The sequence below is a fragment of the Mesorhizobium sp. M0139 genome (assembly GCF_040322455.1).
Lineage (GTDB): Bacteria > Pseudomonadota > Alphaproteobacteria > Rhizobiales > Rhizobiaceae > Mesorhizobium.
The window spans coordinates 223,444-242,188 of the sequence record NZ_JAMYTN010000002.1; the positions used below are offsets into that span (position 1 = coordinate 223,444).

At 62.7% G+C, this 18,745-nt stretch carries 20 protein-coding genes; 9 read left to right on the forward strand and 11 right to left on the reverse strand.

What is annotated here, in order from left to right:
* Positions 1–9: 9 nt before the first annotated feature.
* Positions 10–843, reverse strand: coding sequence for a phosphodiester glycosidase family protein (locus tag NKJ58_RS03585; RefSeq protein ID WP_023684882.1), 834 nt, complete (start codon positions 841–843; stop codon positions 10–12).
* 160 nt (positions 844–1,003) lie between these two features.
* Here NKJ58_RS03585 and grxD point away from each other — a divergent pair, with 160 nt between their 5' ends.
* Both grxD and NKJ58_RS03595 read left to right on the forward strand, forming a co-directional pair.
* Positions 1,004–1,339 (forward strand): Grx4 family monothiol glutaredoxin, encoded by a 336-nt coding sequence (grxD, locus tag NKJ58_RS03590; protein WP_023669102.1) that lies wholly within the window; start codon positions 1,004–1,006, stop codon positions 1,337–1,339.
* A 118-nt stretch (positions 1,340–1,457) separates the two neighbouring features.
* Positions 1,458–2,726 (forward strand): multidrug effflux MFS transporter, encoded by a 1,269-nt coding sequence (locus NKJ58_RS03595; RefSeq protein WP_023697568.1) that lies wholly within the window; start codon positions 1,458–1,460, stop codon positions 2,724–2,726.
* A gap of 63 nt (positions 2,727–2,789) precedes the next feature.
* Here NKJ58_RS03595 and NKJ58_RS03600 read toward each other — a convergent pair whose 3' ends face one another.
* The 4 genes from NKJ58_RS03600 to rpsD all read right to left on the reverse strand — a co-directional run bounded on the left by NKJ58_RS03600 (position 2,790) and on the right by rpsD (position 5,712).
* The gene (locus NKJ58_RS03600) at positions 2,790–3,197 is read right to left on the reverse strand and encodes a UCP034077 family protein (protein ID WP_352852779.1); all 408 of its coding nucleotides are present in this window, start codon (positions 3,195–3,197) and stop codon (positions 2,790–2,792) included.
* Positions 3,198–3,282: 85 nt separating this feature from the next.
* Positions 3,283–4,110 (reverse strand): inositol monophosphatase family protein, encoded by an 828-nt coding sequence (locus NKJ58_RS03605; RefSeq protein ID WP_023726924.1) that lies wholly within the window; start codon positions 4,108–4,110, stop codon positions 3,283–3,285.
* Positions 4,100–4,987 carry a tRNA 2-thiocytidine(32) synthetase TtcA gene (gene ttcA / locus NKJ58_RS03610; RefSeq protein WP_023739392.1) on the reverse strand — a complete coding sequence of 296 codons (888 nt, stop codon included), beginning with the start codon at positions 4,985–4,987 and terminating at the stop codon, positions 4,100–4,102. The genes NKJ58_RS03605 and ttcA overlap by 11 nt, the downstream gene beginning before the upstream one ends.
* Positions 4,988–5,094: 107 nt before the next feature.
* Positions 5,095–5,712: a 30S ribosomal protein S4 gene (gene rpsD, locus NKJ58_RS03615; RefSeq protein ID WP_023669107.1), complete on the reverse strand. Its 618-nt coding sequence runs from the start codon at positions 5,710–5,712 to the stop codon at positions 5,095–5,097.
* Between the two features lie 386 nt (positions 5,713–6,098).
* Between rpsD and NKJ58_RS03620 the strand changes: the two genes are divergently transcribed.
* Positions 6,099–6,299 (forward strand): hypothetical protein, encoded by a 201-nt coding sequence (locus NKJ58_RS03620; protein WP_023690200.1) that lies wholly within the window; start codon positions 6,099–6,101, stop codon positions 6,297–6,299.
* Between the two features lie 83 nt (positions 6,300–6,382).
* Here the strand turns inward: NKJ58_RS03620 and NKJ58_RS03625 are convergent, their stop codons facing one another.
* The gene (locus tag NKJ58_RS03625; protein WP_023684876.1) at positions 6,383–6,571 is read right to left on the reverse strand and encodes a DUF3008 family protein; all 189 of its coding nucleotides are present in this window, start codon (positions 6,569–6,571) and stop codon (positions 6,383–6,385) included.
* Positions 6,572–6,731: 160 nt separating this feature from the next.
* Here NKJ58_RS03625 and NKJ58_RS03630 point away from each other — a divergent pair, with 160 nt between their 5' ends.
* Together NKJ58_RS03630 and NKJ58_RS03635 are read left to right on the forward strand one after the other, a co-directional pair.
* Positions 6,732–7,850, forward strand: coding sequence for a ribonuclease catalytic domain-containing protein (locus NKJ58_RS03630; protein ID WP_352560696.1), 1,119 nt, complete (start codon positions 6,732–6,734; stop codon positions 7,848–7,850).
* Positions 7,850–8,113 carry a hypothetical protein gene (locus NKJ58_RS03635; protein WP_352560858.1) on the forward strand — a complete coding sequence of 88 codons (264 nt, stop codon included), beginning with the start codon at positions 7,850–7,852 and terminating at the stop codon, positions 8,111–8,113. The genes NKJ58_RS03630 and NKJ58_RS03635 overlap by 1 nt, the downstream gene beginning before the upstream one ends.
* An 84-nt stretch (positions 8,114–8,197) precedes the next feature.
* Here NKJ58_RS03635 and murI read toward each other — a convergent pair whose 3' ends face one another.
* The 3 genes from murI to NKJ58_RS03650 form a co-directional block, all read right to left on the reverse strand.
* A complete protein-coding gene (gene murI / locus NKJ58_RS03640) occupies positions 8,198–8,986 on the reverse strand; it encodes a glutamate racemase (protein ID WP_023684874.1) in 789 nt (262 codons plus the stop codon).
* Between the two features lie 145 nt (positions 8,987–9,131).
* Positions 9,132–9,740: a DUF805 domain-containing protein gene (locus NKJ58_RS03645; RefSeq protein ID WP_023822398.1), complete on the reverse strand. Its 609-nt coding sequence runs from the start codon at positions 9,738–9,740 to the stop codon at positions 9,132–9,134.
* 81 nt (positions 9,741–9,821) lie between these two features.
* Complete coding sequence (locus NKJ58_RS03650) at positions 9,822–10,670, reverse strand: RNA methyltransferase (RefSeq protein WP_023684872.1); 849 nt, start codon at positions 10,668–10,670, stop codon at positions 9,822–9,824.
* A gap of 217 nt (positions 10,671–10,887) precedes the next feature.
* On the opposite strand from NKJ58_RS03650, the gene NKJ58_RS03655 reads away from it, so the two are divergent.
* The 3 genes from NKJ58_RS03655 to NKJ58_RS03665 are packed head-to-tail and all read left to right on the forward strand — an operon-like array spanning position 10,888 to position 13,341.
* Positions 10,888–12,099: an NADP-dependent isocitrate dehydrogenase gene (locus NKJ58_RS03655; RefSeq protein ID WP_023669114.1), complete on the forward strand. Its 1,212-nt coding sequence runs from the start codon at positions 10,888–10,890 to the stop codon at positions 12,097–12,099.
* A gap of 10 nt (positions 12,100–12,109) precedes the next feature.
* Positions 12,110–12,724: a glutathione S-transferase family protein gene (locus NKJ58_RS03660; RefSeq protein ID WP_023684871.1), complete on the forward strand. Its 615-nt coding sequence runs from the start codon at positions 12,110–12,112 to the stop codon at positions 12,722–12,724.
* Positions 12,725–12,738: 14 nt separating this feature from the next.
* Positions 12,739–13,341 carry a demethoxyubiquinone hydroxylase family protein gene (locus NKJ58_RS03665; protein WP_352518842.1) on the forward strand — a complete coding sequence of 201 codons (603 nt, stop codon included), beginning with the start codon at positions 12,739–12,741 and terminating at the stop codon, positions 13,339–13,341.
* Positions 13,342–13,440: 99 nt separating this feature from the next.
* On the opposite strand, the gene alaS is transcribed toward NKJ58_RS03665, so the two are convergent.
* Both alaS and recA read right to left on the reverse strand, forming a co-directional pair.
* The gene (gene alaS / locus NKJ58_RS03670; RefSeq protein ID WP_352511283.1) at positions 13,441–16,107 is read right to left on the reverse strand and encodes an alanine--tRNA ligase; all 2,667 of its coding nucleotides are present in this window, start codon (positions 16,105–16,107) and stop codon (positions 13,441–13,443) included.
* Positions 16,108–16,368: 261 nt separating this feature from the next.
* On the reverse strand, positions 16,369–17,472 hold the full coding sequence (gene recA / locus NKJ58_RS03675; RefSeq protein WP_023669117.1) for a recombinase RecA: 1,104 nt from the start codon (positions 17,470–17,472) through the stop codon (positions 16,369–16,371).
* 282 nt (positions 17,473–17,754) lie between these two features.
* On the opposite strand from recA, the gene NKJ58_RS03680 reads away from it, so the two are divergent.
* On the forward strand, positions 17,755–18,699 hold the full coding sequence (locus NKJ58_RS03680) for a carbohydrate kinase family protein (RefSeq protein ID WP_352560700.1): 945 nt from the start codon (positions 17,755–17,757) through the stop codon (positions 18,697–18,699).
* Positions 18,700–18,745: the final 46 nt, after the last annotated feature.

Sequence of the window (18,745 nt, forward strand, 5' to 3'; positions counted from 1 at the left end):
CAGACTGGCCTACTGTTTCTGCGGCTGCTTCGCCGACACTGACGTGATCGGCTTCGCCGACACTGAGATGATCGGGCCCGCCGGGTATTTTCCGCCGACGATCATTCTTTTCCCATCCGACAGCGCGGAAACCGCGCCGTCGAGGAACAGCGCGTTGCGGCATTGTAGCGCGTCGCGAAACAGCCGCGCAAAGCTGCCGAAACTGACCTCAGACCGCGAGATCGCCAGCAAAACGGTGTTTTCATCGCGCACGCCGACGCCGTTGCGGATGTAGCGCGAGGTGCCATTCGCCTCGAAGCGCGGATGTAGCACGCCATCGATCACCAGCATCGGGCCGGACTGCGTGGCGAAGGCAACATCGCGTTTGGTGACCGCATAGGCGTTGCTTTCCATGACAGCCGCCTTGCCGTCATTGCCCACCAGAAAGACGCCGTTCGGTTTCAGGAAGAAATTGCCTTCGCCGTCGGCAAGATTGAGCCGTGACTTTTCGCTGCCGTTCTCGACCAGCAGGCCGACCGGCGACAAATCCTCGTGATACATGCCGCCATTCATGGCGAGCAGCACCGGCCTCCCCTCGCCCGCAACCGCCTTGTCGAAGGCTTCGAGCGAACCAAAAGGCTTGCCATCGGCGCTGGCGTGGAAAACACCGATGCTGTCGGCGCGAAGATCGATCTCGCAGACGACATAGGTCACCGCCTCGAAGGCGACATTCCGGCAAGACGCGGGCAGGTCACCGCCAATGACCAGTGGCGGCGGCTCCGGGCGTCTCGGCCACCAGACAACGGCAATCGCCGCCAGCAGGATGGCGATCGGAAGGGCGGCGCCATATCGTCTTTTCATCATGTCCCGGAGGCTGCAATCGGCTCGGATGCTTGGCCCAAGACAGGCGATCCTTTGCGCCATTTCCGCGACGGCGGCGCAAACATCTTGTTTCGGCCCATCTATGGGTTTATTTGATGGCTATGCTTCGAGCCTGACTCCCACAGGCGTGAAAGGATATCTCATGAGCGGCATCAACGACTACATCGACAGCGAAGTGAAGGGCAACGACGTCGTCCTTTTCATGAAGGGCACGCCCGGTTTTCCGCAGTGCGGCTTTTCCGGCCAGGTCGTCCAGATCCTCGATTACATCGGCGCCGACTACAAGGGCGTCGACGTGCTGACCTCGGCCGAACTGCGCCAAGGCATCAAGGAATATTCGAACTGGCCGACGATCCCGCAGCTTTACGTCAAGGGCGAATTCGTCGGCGGCTGCGACATCATCCGCGAAATGTTCCAGGCAGGCGAGTTGCAGACGTTGCTCGTCGACAAGGGCGTCAGCGTCAAAGCGACAGCCTGATTCTGAGTTGAGACGGGGCAGCCCCGCCCCGGCAAAATGTTACCTCCCCCTATCGGAGTGAGGACGAACTTATGCGCCGGCATGCCGGCGCATATTCGTTTTGAAGATCGGACCCGCCGTGGACCAGCCAGCAAAAGCGCCGCAACAGGCACGCAAATTGCCTATTCCGCGCTGGGAATTCATCGCGCTGTGCGCGGCACTGATGGCGTTGAACTCGCTGGCCATTGACATCATGCTGCCGGCACTGCAGCAAATCGGCGCCACGCTTGGCGTTGAGAATGAAAACCACCGCCAGTATGTGATCACCGCCTATATATTGGGCTTCGGTGGCGGACAGCTTTTCTTCGGACCGATCTCGGACCGGTTCGGGCGCCGCGCGCCGCTCGTTGCCGGGCTGGCGATCTATGTCGTGGCGGCGGCAGCTGCCGCCATCGCCCCGTCATTCGCCGTCCTGCTGCTGTGCCGGCTGGTGCAAGGCATCGGTGCGGCGGCGACCCGCGTCATCGCCGTCTCGATCGTGCGCGACACGTTCGACGGTCGGCGCATGGCCGAGGTGATGTCTCTGATCTTCATGGTGTTCATGGCCATCCCGGTGATCGCGCCCGGGATCGGCCAGGTCATCATGCTGTTCGCAACATGGCACTGGATCTTCGTCACCATGGCCGTCGGAGCGCTGATCGTGTCGGCGTGGTCGCTGCTGCGGCTGCCGGAGACGCTGCATCCGGAGTACCGCCGGCCGCTGACAGTCTCATCCGTCGTCGGTGGTTTCCGCATCGTGCTCACCAACCGCATGGCGCTTTGCTACGCCTTTGCCAGCACCTTTATTTTCGCCGCCATGTTCGGCTTCATCGCCTCCGCACAGCAGATCTATGTCGACATTTTTCATGTCGGCGAATTGTTTCCTGTCATCTTCGCGGGTGTCGCCGGCGTTCTCGCTTTTTCGAACTACCTCAACTCGCGCCTGGTCGGCCGCATCGGCATGCGCCGCCTGTCGCAGAGCGCACTGCTGTTGTTCCTGGTGATCAGCCTTGCCTGGCTCACCGTGTCGCTTCAAATGAAGATGCCACTCTGGCTGTTCATCACCTTCTTCGCCAGCGCGATGCTCCCGTTCGGCGCGCTCGGCGCCAATTTCAACGCGCTCGCGATGGAGCCGCTCGGCCAACTGGCGGGCACCGCGTCGTCCATCCTGGGCTTCATGCAGACTTTTCTCGGCGGCATCCTCGGCACGCTGATCGGCCAGGCCTTCAACGGCACGGTGACGCCGCTTGCCGCCGGCTTCTGCAGCGTCTCGGTCGCGGCCCTCCTGATGATCCTGATCGCCGAGCGCGGCAAGATGTTCCAGCCGCACAACCCACCCATTTCAGGGCACGTCACCGACCTGCATTGAGCAACTGTTCTGCGCTACGAGTTTTATTTGTCTCAGACCGCAGCCACCTTCAAGCGACGCGTTTCAGGATGCGCCGCCAATCACTGCCATGAAACGAGGGAACAGCGGGCGCCCTGCGATGGCGCCACCCATGCTGTCCGAAAGAGGCATCGGCAGAGCCTTGTCGAGAGCTTCGAGCATGGATGACACAAAGACCCGGTTGAGCGAGGCATCATCTCCCATATGGGAGAAAGTGGCGCGCGGTTTGCCCATCAGCGTGCCGTTTTTGCGAATTGAAAAACTCAGCGTCAGGGTCAGGCCAGCACTTCCAGGCGGCGGCTGCCAACAGGCAAAGATCGCGTCGAACATTTCGTCGATGGTGTCGATGGGATCGGGGCTACGACACGCGCGCTCCTGCGATCGTGCCTCAGTGGCGCAGGCGACCAGGGCAAGTGCAAGTGCCGTTGCGACAATTGCGGACCGATGTTTCATTTCGCGGCTCCGGCTTCGCGAGCGATTGGACCACTATAACAGAGCCAATATACTTGACGAAAGCGTCTACCGGCAGTTGGACCGACTATTGCGCCCAGAGTTCCCTGCGCAACTCCTGCCAGCTTTCCTTGTCCGGGGCGACAAGAATGCCGCCGTCGATATGCGAGGGCAGATAGGCGCTACCGTCGATCCGCGCGGTGTAGCCGCCGGCCTCGGCGTGGATCAGCACACCGACCAGATGGTCCCACGGCATCAGTTTGTTGTAGACGACGAAATGGGCATGGCCGCTGGCCAGAAGACGGTATTCATGTGCCGCGCAGCGATAGCCGAACTGCGATAGGGTCTTGGTCTGGTTGCGCGCCAAGAGCGAGCGTTGCGGTTCCGCCAGATATTGCCAGGAGACGGAGCCGGTCATCTGCGAGATCGGCACGGCATCGGCGACATGCACCGTCTCCAGCGCGCCATGCGCATGGCGGATATGGCTGCCGGCGCCCTTGGCGCCGATCAGCCAGTCCCGGCCTACGGGGTCATGGATGATACCGGCGACGGTTTCGCCCTTGACGACGACGCTCAGCATGACGCCGAAGAGCGGCACGCCGGAGGCGAAGTTGAAGGTGCCGTCGACCGGGTCGACGACGAAGGCGAGGTCGGCATCACCGAGCCCCTGAAGCAGCGCCGGATTGTCGGAACAGGCTTCCTCGCCGACGATCATCGCCGTGGGATAGCGCTCGCGCAGCCTGGCCGTGATCAGCCGCTCGGCGTTGATGTCGGCCTCGGTCACCAGGTCGGCAGCCGAGGTCTTCTGTCTGATGTCGCCCTCGCCCAGCCGGCGAAAGCGTGGCATGATTTCGGCCTTGGCTGCATCGGCGAGAAGCTCGGCCAGCCAGTCGATCGCTTGGTCGTCAAATATCATCGGAAATGTCTTGTCCTGTGCTGAGGCTGCCATTGAGGGCGGCAAAGTCGAACAGCTTTCTGTCGAGCAGATGCGACGGCCTGGTGTTGGACAGCGCGCGCAGCATCGTATCCTTGCGGCCCGGCATGCGCTTTTCCATATCGTCCAGCATCGCCTTCATGGCGTTGCGCTGCAGGCCTTCCTGGCTGCCGCAGAGATCGCAGGGAATGATCGGGAATTTCATCGCGGCGGCGAATTTTTCCAGATCGACCTCGGCGCAGTAGCTCAGCGGCCGCAGCACCATGACGTCGCCGTCGTCGTTGAGCAGCTTTGGCGGCATGGCGGCAAGGCGGCCGCCATGGATTAGATTCATGAAGAAGGTTTCGAGAATGTCCTCGCGGTGGTGGCCGAGCACCAGCGCCGAACAGCCCTCCTCGCGCGCGATGCGATAGAGATGGCCGCGCCGCAGCCGCGAGCACAGCGAACAATAGGTGCTGCCCTGAGGCAGCTTGTCGGTGACCACCGAATAGGTGTCCTGATACTCGATGCGATGGGCAATGCCATGCGCATCGAGGTAGTCGGGCAAAATGTGCTTCGGAAAGTTCGGCTGGCCCTGGTCGAGATTGCAGGCCAGCAGCTCGACCGGCAGCAGCCCGCGCCATTTGAGATCGAGCAGCACGGCCAGCAGCCCGTAGGAATCCTTGCCGCCGGACAAGGCCACCAGCCAGCGGTCGCCGGGCCTCGCCATGGCGAAATCCTCGACCGCCTGACGGGTCAACCGCAACAGCCGCTTGCGCAGTTTGTTGAACTCGACGGAAGACGGCACGTCGGCAAACAGCGGATGGAAGCCGCCTTCAGCAATCGGTTCAACTGTTTCGATGTCTGCCAGCATGTTCATGGCTTGTCGCTTTCCATAGCCGAGAGTGCCGGATTAGCGGACATGGCCGACAAAGAAAAGGCCGCCTCGACGGGCGGCCCTTTCCAGTATCGCAGAAAAGCGATCGCTTAGCGCGAATAGAATTCGACGACCAGGTTCGGCTCCATCTGCACGGCGAACGGAACATCGGCCAGGCCGGGGATGCGCGAGAAGGTCGCGACCATCTTGTTGTGATCGACTTCGATATAGTCCGGCACGTCGCGCTCGGCGAGGCCGACCGCTTCCAGCACGATGACCAGCTGCTTCGACTTTTCCCGCACTTCGACGACATCGCCCGGCTTGCAACGGTACGACCCGATGTTGACGCGCTTGCCGTTGACGTTGACGTGGCCGTGGTTGACGAACTGGCGAGCCGCGAAAATGGTCGGCACGAACTTGGAGCGGTAGACGACCGCGTCGAGACGCGACTCGAGCAGGCCGATCAGGTTCTCGGAGGTGTCGCCCTTGCGGCGATCAGCCTCTTCATAGACTTTGCGGAACTGCTTTTCGGAGACATCACCATAGTGACCCTTCAGCTTCTGCTTGGCGCGCAGCTGCAGGCCGAAATCGGAAAGCTTGCCCTTGCGGCGCTGGCCGTGCTGGCCGGGGCCGTATTCACGCTTGTTGACCGGGGACTTCGGGCGGCCCCAGATGTTTTCGCCGAGACGGCGGTCGATCTTGTACTTCGCGGATTCGCGCTTGCTCATCGCATTCCCTTTCAAAACAAACCACCCGGAGCCTCATGGTCCGGGTGAAGGAAACGCGCCCTCCTCTGGCCTCCGTTTTCGAGGCCTGACAGGGTTTTCCCACGCAACGCGGCGGAAAACCCACGGGACACGTCAGTCTAGACAAAACCCAGGAAACGATAAACCTGCTTTCCCGCGCTTGCCATGCAAAAGAAACAACCGGGCATTGCGGCCCGGTGTTGGTGCGCTCGTTAAACGGAGATTTGAGCAGAGTCAAGCGCGTCGCTGGCGTTGGGCCCGGCAACCATATCACGTCTTTGGCGTTGAGTGCCGTGCCGGATGCGGCGGGAGGTTGTTGCGCCGACGGCATTTAGGAAGGGACTGGAGCCAAAGGAGCCCGAAGTCGCATGAAGAAGTTTTTCCTCTCGTTGGTCGGTGCAGCCGTCCTGGCCGGGACGATGTCGATCGCCGTGCCCGAGCCAGCGATGGCCAAGCATTGGCAGGGCCACAAGCATCGTCAGACCTGCCATGTCGTGGTGAAGAAGAAGGTCATCTGGCGGCATGGCCACAAGAAGGTCATCCGCTACAAGGTGAAGCGCTGCTGGTGACGTCAGGGGTTTCGGGCTTGGCCTGAACCGAAGAAGCCCGTGGTTTCGGCCACGGGCTTTGTTTATCGACTCGGTTCAAGGTTTCAGTCTGCCGATTTCTTCTCCGGCAGGCCTTTGCGCTTGGTCTCTGCGAATTCCTCGAGCTGTTTTTCGCTCATCGAATTGTACATCGACTTCGACGCGCCTTGAAGTTCGCTCTTCCTGGTCTCGCCGCGCTTGGCCGACAGGGCTGCTCCAGCGGCCTTTTGCTGTGCTTTTGAGGTTGCAGGCATATCGGCACCTCCTTTGCTGACAGAGGAAGAAACGTTGCGCTCCGGCGACGGTTCCAGCGCTGGCGGTCAACTTCCGTTCCGCGCTCATGCCTGCCCATGGTCGGCCAACTGCCGGCAAAACCACCTTCCCGTGCCCGCAACGCCGGTGTAGGACGGCGCCATGAAATCGTTGAACGATCCCTCGCAGGCACTCGCTACCGGCCTCGCGAAAATCCGCACCGAGTTCCATGTGCCGGAGGCATTTCCCCCTGATGTAATGGCCATGGCACAGACGGCGGCCAGGCGCGTGCCCGACCAGCATGCCGACCGCACGGCGATGCCCTTCGTGACGCTCGATCCCGCGGCTTCCACCGATCTTGACCAAGCGTTTTCGATCGAAGCGAGCGGTAGCGACCTTCTGTTGCACTATGCGATTGCCGACGTAGCCTGGTTCGTCGCGGACGGCGACGCGGTGGATCGCGAAGCCTGGGCGCGAGGCGAAACCCTGTATTTGCCGGACGGCAAGGCCGGGCTCTATCCCCGGGTGCTTGCCGAGGGCGCCGCGAGCTTGCTACCCGGCGGTCCGCGTCCGGCTGTCATCTTCACGGTCCGGATCGTCGACGACGGAGCGGTAAGGCTGGATGGCGCGGAGCGGGCAATCATTCAAAGCCGCGCCAAGCTCGCCTATGACAGCGTGCAGGCCGCCGACGTCCCAGTCGGCTTCGCCGAAATCGCGCGGCGCATGGCGGCGGCCGAAGACCGTCGCGGCGCTTCGCGCGTCGACCCGCCCGAGCAGGAGGTGGAACAGCTTGCCGATGGCACGTTCCAGCTTGCGTTCAGACCGCTGCTGCAATCCGAGCAAGACAACGCAGCACTTTCGCTGGCCGCCAACATGGCGATTGCCGACGCCATGCTGGCACACCGGACCGGCTTGTTCCGGGTGATGGCGCCGCCCGATGCTTCCAAAGTGCAAAGACTGCGCAGCGCGGCACGGGCCTTAGGCCTGTCCTGGCCTCCTTCGACCAGCCTGCCCGACTATCAGCGAACCCTCGATCCTGCCAACATGCAACAGGCAGCGCTGATGCTGGAAATCCGCCGCGCCGGCTCCGGTGCGTCCTACCAGCCCTATGAGGAAGGCGTTGTCCCCTGGCACGAGGCGATGGCCGCGACCTATGCCCACGCCACCGCACCCCTGAGGCGGCTGGCCGATCGCTATGTCGTGCGCTGCGTGCTGGCCATCGTCAACGGCCAGCCGGTGCCGCAAGTGTTAACGAGGCGTTTTCCAGACTGCCGAAGGTGATGGGCCGCGCAGGCGCCCGCGCCTCGCAAATCAACCACGCGGCCATCGACCTTGCCGAGGCGGTGATGCTGAGGGGGCGCGTGGGTGAAACATTCAAGGCCGTCGTCACCGACGTCGGTGATCAGCGTGCGCGCGTTCAGCTCTCGGACATGCCTGTCGTTGCGAATGTGAAGGCCTCAGGGTTCAGGCAGGGCGATGGCCTGACGCTAAGGCTTGTTTCGGCCGATCCGGATCGGCGCGTCATTGTCTTCGAACCTGTCTAAAGCGCGTCGGCGACGCGCTTTAGTTTTTTTGTTTTTATGCATGTCCTTGTCCCAAAACCGCTGCGCACTTTTGGGCGACATGCATTAGCGTGCGCTCAATCCAAAACCCTGCATCAGCCGGCTGATGGCGAAGTCCGCCTTTCCCGAGGTAAAGACGGCGATGTCGGGCTCGCTTTGCGGCAATGGCCCGTCGACAGCCGGAAGCAGCGACAGAGCGCGCCGCGCAATCGCCTCGGCCGGGTCGATCCAGTCGACCGGCCAGGGCGCGGTCTTGCGCATGCGATTGGCCAGGAACGGATAGTGCGTGCAGGCGAGCACGACGATGTCCGTGCGCAAATCGTCATGCTGGACAAAACACGGTGCGATCTCGGCACGCACGGCCTCCTCGTCGACAAAGCCCTCGCGCATGTAGGCCTCGGCCAGTCCGGCGAGATTGTTGCTGCCGACCAGCCGGACATGGCATTTCTGCGCCCATTTGCCGATCAGGTCGCGCGTGTACTGGCGCTTCACCGTGCCCGGCGTCGCCAGCACCGAGACCAGCCCGGACCGGGTGCGCTCGGCAGCCGGCTTGATTGCCGGCACCGTGCCGACAAAGGGATGGCCAGGGAATTTTTCCCGCAAGGCATCGATCACCAGCGTCGAAGCGGTATTGCAGGCGACGACCGAAATTTCCGGATCAAAACGGTCGAGCAGCTTGGCGAAGAGCTCGACTATATGGGCCTGCAGCGCCGGCTCTTCCCACGCGCCGTAGGGAAAGGCCTTGTCATCGGCGACGTAGACGAAGCGCCGGTCGGGCATCAGCACGCGCGCTTCGCGCAGCACGGTCAATCCGCCAACGCCGGAATCGAACATCAGGATCGGACGGTGGCTCATTGATATCGGACCATGAAAGAGGCTGGATCAGAAGGCTTGGCGGTCATTGGCCAATGCCGTTCTTCTATCTGCAACCATCATGGTCTTGAAGTGGCGAATGTCAGCAAGTTCTATGCAAAGCCGGCGAAGACGACCTTGCCTCGGGCTAGAGCCCGCGCTTGCCGAAGCCGGCGGGCCTCGGGCGGCCCTTAGGCTGGGCGGACGGCACCGAGCGCGTGGCCGGTGTGGCGTTGCGCATGGAAGACTGTGCCATGCTGCTGGCCATCCGACCGGATCCCGCAGGCATGGGCGTATCGCCATCGAAATCGAAAACCGATGTCAGTTCGTCGATATTGATGCCCGCCACCGGCTTAGCCACCAGGATCGTGCACCAAAGGCCAAAGATCGACAGCGCCAGCAGGTTCAAACCGCTGGACGTGCTTTCCGGGTTCTTGAAATCGATGACCAGCAGCGTGCCTGCCTGCAGAAAGGCGTAGATGGCGCAGAACACGATGTAGGACCACAGGATCCAGGCTTTGCCGTTGGCGTCGCGGCTGCGTCGCCAGGCGATGTTGGCACGCATGACCACGGCCAGGAGGGAAACGACCAGAACCGCGCCTGCCATGCCTTGCCGCGATGGACCGGGCGCCGAGTTGACCAGCCCCTCAAAGCCGATCGTGCCAACGATGCACAGCACGGCAAGAACGGCCTCGAGCAGGGCTACGCCGAGCGAATAGAAGAAGAAGCGCATACGGCCGATTTTGGACGTGAACATTTGCCACCCCACCGTTTTGACAACAATGGACGAGAGGCAAATAAAATTCGGTTAGTTCAGCCGTTCGAAGCTTAGCGATTTCTAATCTTCTTTGTCTGCCTGGCGTTTTCGCGCAGCGGCCGGCAAACGCCTTGGATCGTCTCCCGGCGAGCCGTCACCGCGCGGCATGGCCGGCGAAAACCGGTCGAGCGACGAGATGATGCCACGCAGCACTTTCAGTTCCGGCTCGGCGAAACCGGCGCGCGTCAAGACGGCGCGCAGATTGTCGACCATCTTGGGTTTCTTGGGCGCCGGGCGGAAATAGCCGCGCGCTTCGAGCGCGCCTTCGAGATAGGCAAACAGCCCGTGCAACTCTTCCTTGCTTGCCGGCTTCATTTCAGGGCTGGAGAAATTGGTCGCCGTCTCGTCTTCCAGGCCCGACTTCATCCATTCATAGGACATCAACAGCACGGCCTGGGCGATGTTGAGCGACGAAAAGCCGGGATCCACCGGGAAGGTGACGATCTCGTCGGCCAGCCCGACCTCGTCATTGTAGAGCCCAAAACGCTCGCGGCCGAACAAGATGCCGGTGCGCAGGCCGGCCATCTGACGCGCCCTCAGCGCCCTGCCCGCTTCGACCGGACCACGCACGGGTTTGAAGCCGTCGCGCTCCCGCGCCGTGGTGGCGAAGACGAAGTTGAGGTCGGCGACGGCGGACGCCAGGTCGCCGAACACTGTTACGGCATCGATGACATGGTCGGCGCGGCTGGCGGCGGCGCGCGCCTTCTCGCTCGGCCAGCCGTCACGCGGGTTGACCAGTCTCAGTTCGGCAAGGCCGAAATTGGCCATGGCGCGCGCAACCATGCCGATATTCTCGCCGAGCTGCGGCTCGACCAGGATGATCGCCGGCCCGGCGGCGGATGCGATTTCAGGATGATCGACGGCGGACATGATCTCAATGAACTGCTGTTTGCGGCATTTCAGCGTTCCCTGCCACATCCGCTCGGCAAAATGAAGCTTTTGCAAAACACCGGTCGCGGCACAGACGACCCATTCTGCACGGATCGGCGTTTGCGCGGCCAAATAGGCTTTGATATACGCTCCGCATCCCCGGCCGAAGCCATGCGGGCAAGGCCGTTTAGTTCCCCAAAAGCGAGGCATTCTTTTCATGGCGAAGATCAAGGTGGCGAACCCGGTCGTCGAGCTCGACGGCGACGAGATGACCCGCATCATCTGGCAGTTCATCAAGGACAAGCTGATTCACCCTTATCTCGACCTGAAGCTCGAATATTACGACCTCGGCGTCGAGCACCGCGACGCCACCAACGACCAGGTGACCATCGATTCGGCCAATGCCATCAAGAAATGGGGCGTCGGTGTGAAATGCGCGACGATCACGCCCGACGAGCAGCGCGTCGAGGAATTCAAGCTGAAGAAGATGTGGAAGTCGCCCAACGGCACCATCCGTAACATTCTCGGCGGTACCATTTTCCGCGAACCGATCATCATGAAGAACGTGCCGCGTCTCGTGCCGGGATGGACCAAGCCGATCATCGTCGGCCGTCATGCCTTCGGCGACCAGTATCGCGCCACCGACTTCCGCTTCCCCGGCAAGGGCAAGCTGACCATCAAGTTCGTCGGCGAGGACGGCAAGGTGATCGAGCACGACGTGTACGACGCACCCGGCGCCGGTGTTGCCATGGCGATGTACAATCTCGACGACTCCATCCGCGAATTCGCCCGCGCCTCGCTGAATTACGGCCTGCTGCGCAATTATCCGGTTTATCTCTCGACCAAGAACACCATCCTCAAAGCCTATGATGGCCGCTTCAAGGACATTTTCCAGGAGGTCTACGAGGCTGAATTCGAGGCCGAGTTCAAGGCGAAGAAGCTGTGGTACGAGCACCGGCTGATCGACGACATGGTGGCCTCCGCCCTGAAATGGTCTGGCGGCTACGTCTGGGCCTGCAAGAATTATGACGGCGACGTCCAGTCCGACACGGTGGCGCAAGGTTTTGGCTCGCTTGGCCTGATGACCTCCGTGCTGATGACGCCGGACGGCAAGACGGTGGAAGCGGAGGCCGCGCACGGCACCGTGACGCGCCACTATCGCCAGCACCAGAAGGGCGAGGAAACCTCGACCAATTCGATCGCCTCGATCTTCGCCTGGACGCGCGGCCTCGCCCACCGCGCCAAGCTCGACGATAATGCCGAGTTGAAGCGATTTGCCGACACGCTGGAGAAGGTCTGCATCCAGACGGTTGAGAGCGGCTTCATGACCAAGGACCTGTCGCTCTTGATCGGTCCCGACCAACCATGGCTGTCGACCACCGGCTTCCTCGACAAGATCGACGAGAATTTGCAGAAGGCGATGGCGTAAGCCGGCAGCCATGGCCAAGCCGGTCGTCTACGGGGCGGACTACAGCGTCTATGTGCGCATCGTCCGCCTCGTGCTGGCGGAAAAAGGCATCGACTACGACCTTGTGCCGGTCGATGTCTTTGCCGCCGAGGGCACTCCCGCCTGGTACTTCGAGCATCACCCTTTCGGCCGCATTCCGGCCGTCGAGCATGACGGGTTTCGCCTGTTCGAAACCAGCGCAATCGCCCGCTATGTCGACGAGGCGTTCGACGGCCCGGCACTGCAGCCAAAAGACGCCCGCACCCGCGCAACGATGAACCAGATCATCGGCATGCTCGACGCCTATGCCTACAGATCGATGGTCTGGGACGTCGCCGTCGAGCGGCTTGAGAAGGAAGCGCCAGACGAGGCACTGGTCGCCAACGGGCTGCGCCAGGCGGAAACGGTGCTGCGGGTGCTCACCGCACTCAAGCCTCCCGGGCCGTGGCTGCTCGGCGACCAGCTGACGCTGGCCGACCTGCATGCGGCATCCATCATCGCCTATTTCGTCAAGGTCGCCGACGGGCAAAAGCTGCTTGCGGCGTTCGCCGACATCCAGGCCTGGTGGGACGGCATCGCAAAACGTCCGAGCCTGGCGGCGGGCTGATATGGGTTCGGGCCATGGCTGACCCATCTCGCCAGGACGCGCTCACCATCGCCAGAATTGTCAGGGTCAACCACGCCGGTGAGTTCGGTGCGATCAGGATCTATTCGGCGCAGATTCTTGTCGCCAGGCGCTTCTGGCCGGATTGCGTGCCATCCTTGTCGGAGATGCTCGGGCACGAGCGCACGCATTGCGCCGCCTTCCGTGCCGCCATGCCGGCGCGGAAGGCGCGACCGTGCCGGGTGATGCAATTCTGGAGCTGGGGTGGCTGGCTGCTGGGTTCTGTCACCGCCCTGCTCGGTCCGCAAGGCATCTGGGCCTGCACGGCGGCGGTTGAAGCGGCGGTGCATCGCCATCTGGACGATCAGCTGTTTTTCCTCGCCAATCGCGACCACGACTTGCAAGGCATCATCCTGGCGATCCGCGAGGAAGAGCTCGCCCATCTCCATCACGCCGAAGAGCAGCTGAAATCGCCCGGCCCGGCGCTGAACTTTTTACGGTCGCTGATTTCGATCGCCACGGACGTGCTGATCTGGCTGTCCACCTGGGGCGATTCCAGCAGAATGACGCGCGCCCTGAAGGCGGCGAAAAGAACTGGACTAGCTAGACGGACCGTCTAAGAGCTGATTGCCGGCTTGCCACTATCAGCCACAGAATGGCAAGCACGGCGGCGAAGGCCGGAAAGCCGCACACGAACCAGATACGACATAGGGTGGCTTTCAGGCTGCCTCCAGCGCCGCCCTCACCGCGGCGATCGCATCATTGGCCTTCGAGGCGTCCGGGCCGCCGGCTTGCGCCATGTCGGGCCGTCCGCCACCGCCCTGCCCGCCCAATGCGGCCGAGGCAACGCGCACAAGATCGACAGCGCTGAAGCGGCCGACGAGATCGTCCGTCACGGCGACCACGACGCTTGCCTTGTTGTCTTCGCCCGCACCGACGAAGACGACGACGCCTGAGCCGAGCGAAGTCTTGCCGGCATCGGCCAGCGGCTTCAAATCCTTCGGCGACACGCCGGAAACCGCTTTGCCGAGGAAGCCGATACCGGCGACGGTTTCGGTGGTGGCCGGAGCATCGGCCGCGGCACCACCGCCCAGCGCGAGTTTCTTGCGCGCTTCGCTCAGCTCCTTCTCGAGCTTCTTGCGCTCCTCGAGCAGCGTCTCGACACGCGCCGGCACGTCGGCCGGCGAGATCTTCAGCACAGCCGCCGTCGCCTTCAGGCGCCTGTCCTGCTCGTCGAGATATTTTCGTGCGGCTTCGCCGGTCAGCGCCTCGATGCGGCGCACGCCGGCGGCGACTGCGCTGTCGGAGACGACACGGACCAGGCCGATATCGCCGGTCGCCCGGACATGGGTGCCGCCACAAAGTTCGACGGAATAGGGTCTATTGGCCTTGGCGCCATGCACGCCGGTGCCCATCGAGACGACACGCACCTCGTCGCCGTATTTTTCGCCGAACAGCGCCATGGCGCCTTCGGCGATGGCGTCGTCGACCGACATCAGCCGCGTCGTCACCGGGCTGTTCTGGACGACGATTTCGTTGGCCATGCGCTCGACCTCTTCGAGATCTTCGGCCGAGATCGGCTTGTTGTGCGAGATGTCGAAGCGCAGGCGCTCGGGCGCGACCAGCGATCCTTTCTGCGCGACATGGGTGCCCAGCACCTCGCGCAGCGCCTCATGGATCAGATGCGTTGCCGAATGGTTGGCACGCAGCCGGGTGCGGCGCGCATGGTCAACCTTCAGCTCGACGGCTGCACCTGGCTTGACCGTGCCGTTCGTCACCTTGCCCAGATGCACGAACAGGCCGTCGGCCTTTTTCTGCGTGTCGGAAACCTCGATCGAGAAACCTTCGCCGGAGATGATGCCGGTGTCGCCCATCTGGCCGCCCGACTCGCCATAGAACGGCGTCTGGTTGACGACCACCGCCACCACGTCGCCCTTGCCGGCGCTATCGACTGTCTTGCCGTCCTTGACCAGGGCCTGGATGAGGCCTTCCGCCTGTTCGGTCTCGTAGCCGAGGAATTCGGTGGCGCCGGCCTTCTCGCGTACAGAAAACCAGATGGTCTCGGTGGCCGCGTCGCCGGAGCCAGCCCAATGCTTGCGCGCTTCGGCCTTCTGCTGCTCCATCGCATGGGTGAAGCCGGCAAGGTCGACCGAGATGTTGCGCTGGCGCAGTGCGTCCTGCGTCAGATCGAGCGGGAAGCCGTACGTGTCATAGAGCTTGAACGCCGTCTCGCCATCCAGCATATCGCCGGCGTGCAGCGTATCCGTCGCCTCCGAGAGCAGGCCGAGGCCGCGCACCAGCGTCTTGCGGAACCTGGTCTCTTCGAGCTTCAGCGTCTCGGTAATCAGCTGTTCGCCGCGCAGCAGTTCGGGATAGGCCTGGCCCATCTCACGCACTAGCGCCGGCACCAGCTTCCACATCAACGGCTCCTTGGCGCCGAGCAACTGCGCATGGCGCATGGCGCGGCGCATGATGCGGCGCAGCACATAGCCGCGGCCTTCGTTCGACGGCAGCACGCCGTCGGCAACCAGGAAAGAGGACGAGCGCAGATGATCGGCAATGACGCGGAAGGAGGCAACCGTCTCCTTGTCGGGTCCCTGCCCGAGCGCCGACGAGGCCGCATCGATCAGATGACGGAACAGGTCGGTCTCGAAGACGCTCTCCACCCCTTGCAGGATGGAGGCCATGCGCTCCAGGCCCATGCCGGTGTCGATCGACGGCCGCGGCAGGTCGATGCGCTCATCCTTGGTGACCTGCTCATATTGCATGAACACCAGGTTCCAGAATTCAAGGAAGCGGTCGCCGTCCTCCTCCGGGCTGCCGGGAGGGCCGCCCCAGATGTGCTCGCCACGGTCGATGAAGATTTCCGAGCACGGCCCGCACGGTCCGGTGTCGCCCATAGCCCAGAAATTGTCGGAGGTCGGGATGCGGATGATGCGGTCATCGGAGAAACCGGCGATCTTCTTCCAGAAGCCGGCCGCCTCGTCATCGGTGTGATAGACGGTGACCAGCAGCTTGTCCTTGTTCAGCCCGAACTCCTTGGTGATCAGGTTCCAGGCCAGTTCGATGGCGCGCTCCTTGAAATAGTCGCCGAAGGAGAAATTGCCGAGCATTTCGAAGAAGGTCAGATGGCGCGCGGTGTAGCCGACATTGTCGAGGTCGTTGTGCTTGCCGCCGGCGCGCACGCTTTTCTGCGCAGTGGTGGCACGCGAATAGGACCGCTTCTCCAGGCCGGTGAAGACGTTCTTGAACTGCACCATGCCAGCATTGGTGAACATCAGCGTCGGGTCGTTGCGCGGCACCAGCGGGCTCGAGGCCACGACCTCGTGGCCCTCCTTGCGGAAATAGTCGAGGAATGTCGACCGGATCTCGTTCACGCCACTCATGACTGCTGCCTTTTCGCGAAAACCGCCGGCACGGCCGGCGGACACTGGTCTCTGCTTTTTTAGAAGATTGACTTGGCCTTTTAGCGGGCACGCCCCACCCTGTCCAGAAACACGGAATTGGGCCATCCCGGCAACTGCCAAGCCGGCTTCACGCTCCCCAAAAACGAAAACCGCCGGCGCGAAGGCCGGCGGTTTGAAACGCAATACTAAAGAACTCGGTTACTTAAGCATCGGGTAATAGACCGGATTTATGGCCGTGCCCTACATAGCGCCGGATTCTTCCTCGAAGCCGTCGTCGCTTTCGCCGCGCTCGGGGCCGCCATTTTCAAGAAATTTCTCGGCGATCAGCCCGGCATTCTGCCGCAGCGCAAGTTCGATCTCGCGCGCCGTGTCGGGATTGTCGCGCAGGAACAGTTTGGCGTTTTCGCGACCTTGGCCGAGACGCTGCGAATTGTAGGAGAACCAGGCGCCGGACTTCTCGACCACGCCGGCCTTGACGCCGAGATCGACCAGTTCGCCGGTCTTGGAGACGCCCTCGCCATACATGATGTCGAACTCGACCACCTTGAAGGGCGGCGCCAGCTTGTTCTTGACCACCTTGACCCGGGTCTGGTTGCCGACGACCTCGTCGCGGTCCTTGACCGAGCCGATGCGGCGGATGTCGAGGCGCACCGAAGCGTAGAATTTCAGCGCGTTGCCGCCGGTCGTGGTTTCGGGCGAACCGAACATGACGCCGATCTTCATGCGGATCTGGTTGATGAAGATGACCATGGTGTTGGAGCGCGAGATCGAGGCGGTCAGCTTGCGCAGCGCCTGGCTCATCAGACGCGCCTGAAGACCGGGCAGAGAATCGCCCATCTCGCCTTCGATTTCGGCGCGCGGCGTCAGCGCCGCCACCGAATCGACGACCAGCACGTCGATGGCGCCTGAACGCACCAGCGTGTCGCATATTTCCAGCGCCTGCTCGCCGGTGTCCGGCTGCGAGATCAAGAGGTTTTCCAGATCGACGCCGAGCTTGCGGGCATAGACCGGATCGAGTGCGTGCTCGGCATCGACGAAGGCGCAGATACCGCCTTTCTTCTGGGCTTCGGCAACTGTGTGCAGCGCCAGTGTCGTCTTGCCCGAGCTTTCCGGCCCGTAGATCTCGACGATACGGCCGCGCGGCAGGCCGCCGACGCCAAGCGCGATGTCGAGGCCCAGCGATCCGGTCGGCACGGTTTCGATCTCGACGACCTGCTCGTTGGCGCCAAGCCGCATGATCGAGCCCTTGCCGAAGGCGCGCTCGATTTGCGACAGCGCCGCGTCCAGAGCCTTTGATTTGTCCACCGCTTTGTCCTCTACAAGCCGCAAAGAATTCTGAGCCATGATACATCACCCCTTGGTCGTCAATGAAGGCCGGACAATCCGTAATCCCTGCCCATTTTGTACTACTTTTGTTCTCGTTTGGCAAGAGGGGTCAAATATCTGAAAAGCAATCTTTATCCGGATCTGTTCTTTTTTTGTCTCATGGTTTCGTTTCCGGATGTATCCACCATTGGGCCAGATGCTCCGGCTGTTTCGATCGGCCGAATCGCCGGCTCGCCTGCGAAGCTCCGTCGCACAGCCTAGCGCTTGTCCGGTTCGAAAAACAAAGGTCATATCGCCGGCATGGTGAAATCAGCAAAGATACTGGCGGTGGGCGGCGCCCATATCGATCGCCGCGGCCAGGTGTCGGGCACGTACGTGCCCGCGGCGTCCAACCCCGGCACGATGCGCGAGGATGTCGGCGGCGGCGTCTTCAACGCGCTGCGCAGCCTGGTGCGGCGCGGCGTCTCGGCCTCGCTTTTGTCGGTGCGCGGCGGCGATGCCTCGGCCGAGACGGTTGCGCGCGCCATCGCCGACTCCGGCATTGCCGACCTGTCGGCGGTTTTCCTCGACCGCACGACGCCGAGCTACACCGCGCTGATCGACAGGGATGGCGAGCTGATCACCGGCTTTGCCGACATGGCGCTCTACGATTTGGCGTTCCCCAAGCAGATCCGCCGCTCCAAGGTGCGCGAGGTGGTCGCCGAGGTCGATGCGGTGCTCTGCGACGCCAATCTGCCATCAACGGCGCTGGAGCGGCTGGTGGGGGTCGCCGCCGGCAAGCCGGTGTTCGCCATCGCCATTTCGCCGGCCAAGGTGGTGCGGCTGATACCGGTGCTGAAGGAACTCGCACAGGTCTTCATGAACCGGCGCGAGGCCATGGTGCTGGCCGGCGTCGATGCCAATGCCACCGAGCGCGAGACCGTCGACGGACTGCGCTGCAGCGGCCTCACCAGTGGCGTGGTGACGGCGGGCGACGGCCTGGTGCTGGGATTCGACGAAGCCGGCGCCTTCTCTATCCTGCCGCCGGCGCCGAGAAAAGTCGCCGACGTCACCGGCGCCGGCGACGCGCTGGCCGGCGCCACCATCGCTGCCCTGCTGCGCGGCCTGGCATTGCGCCAGGCCCTCCGCGAAGGCGTTGCCGCGGCGACGCTCGCCATCGAAAGTTCGGATGCCGTGCCGGCCTTCACCGCCGCGACCTTCACCGAGGCACTGGCTCTTGTGCCCGACGCACAGGAAATGGCATGAGGGCGGCCAATTGCCATTGCCGGAGCGCGACGTCCAAGCGGACGCG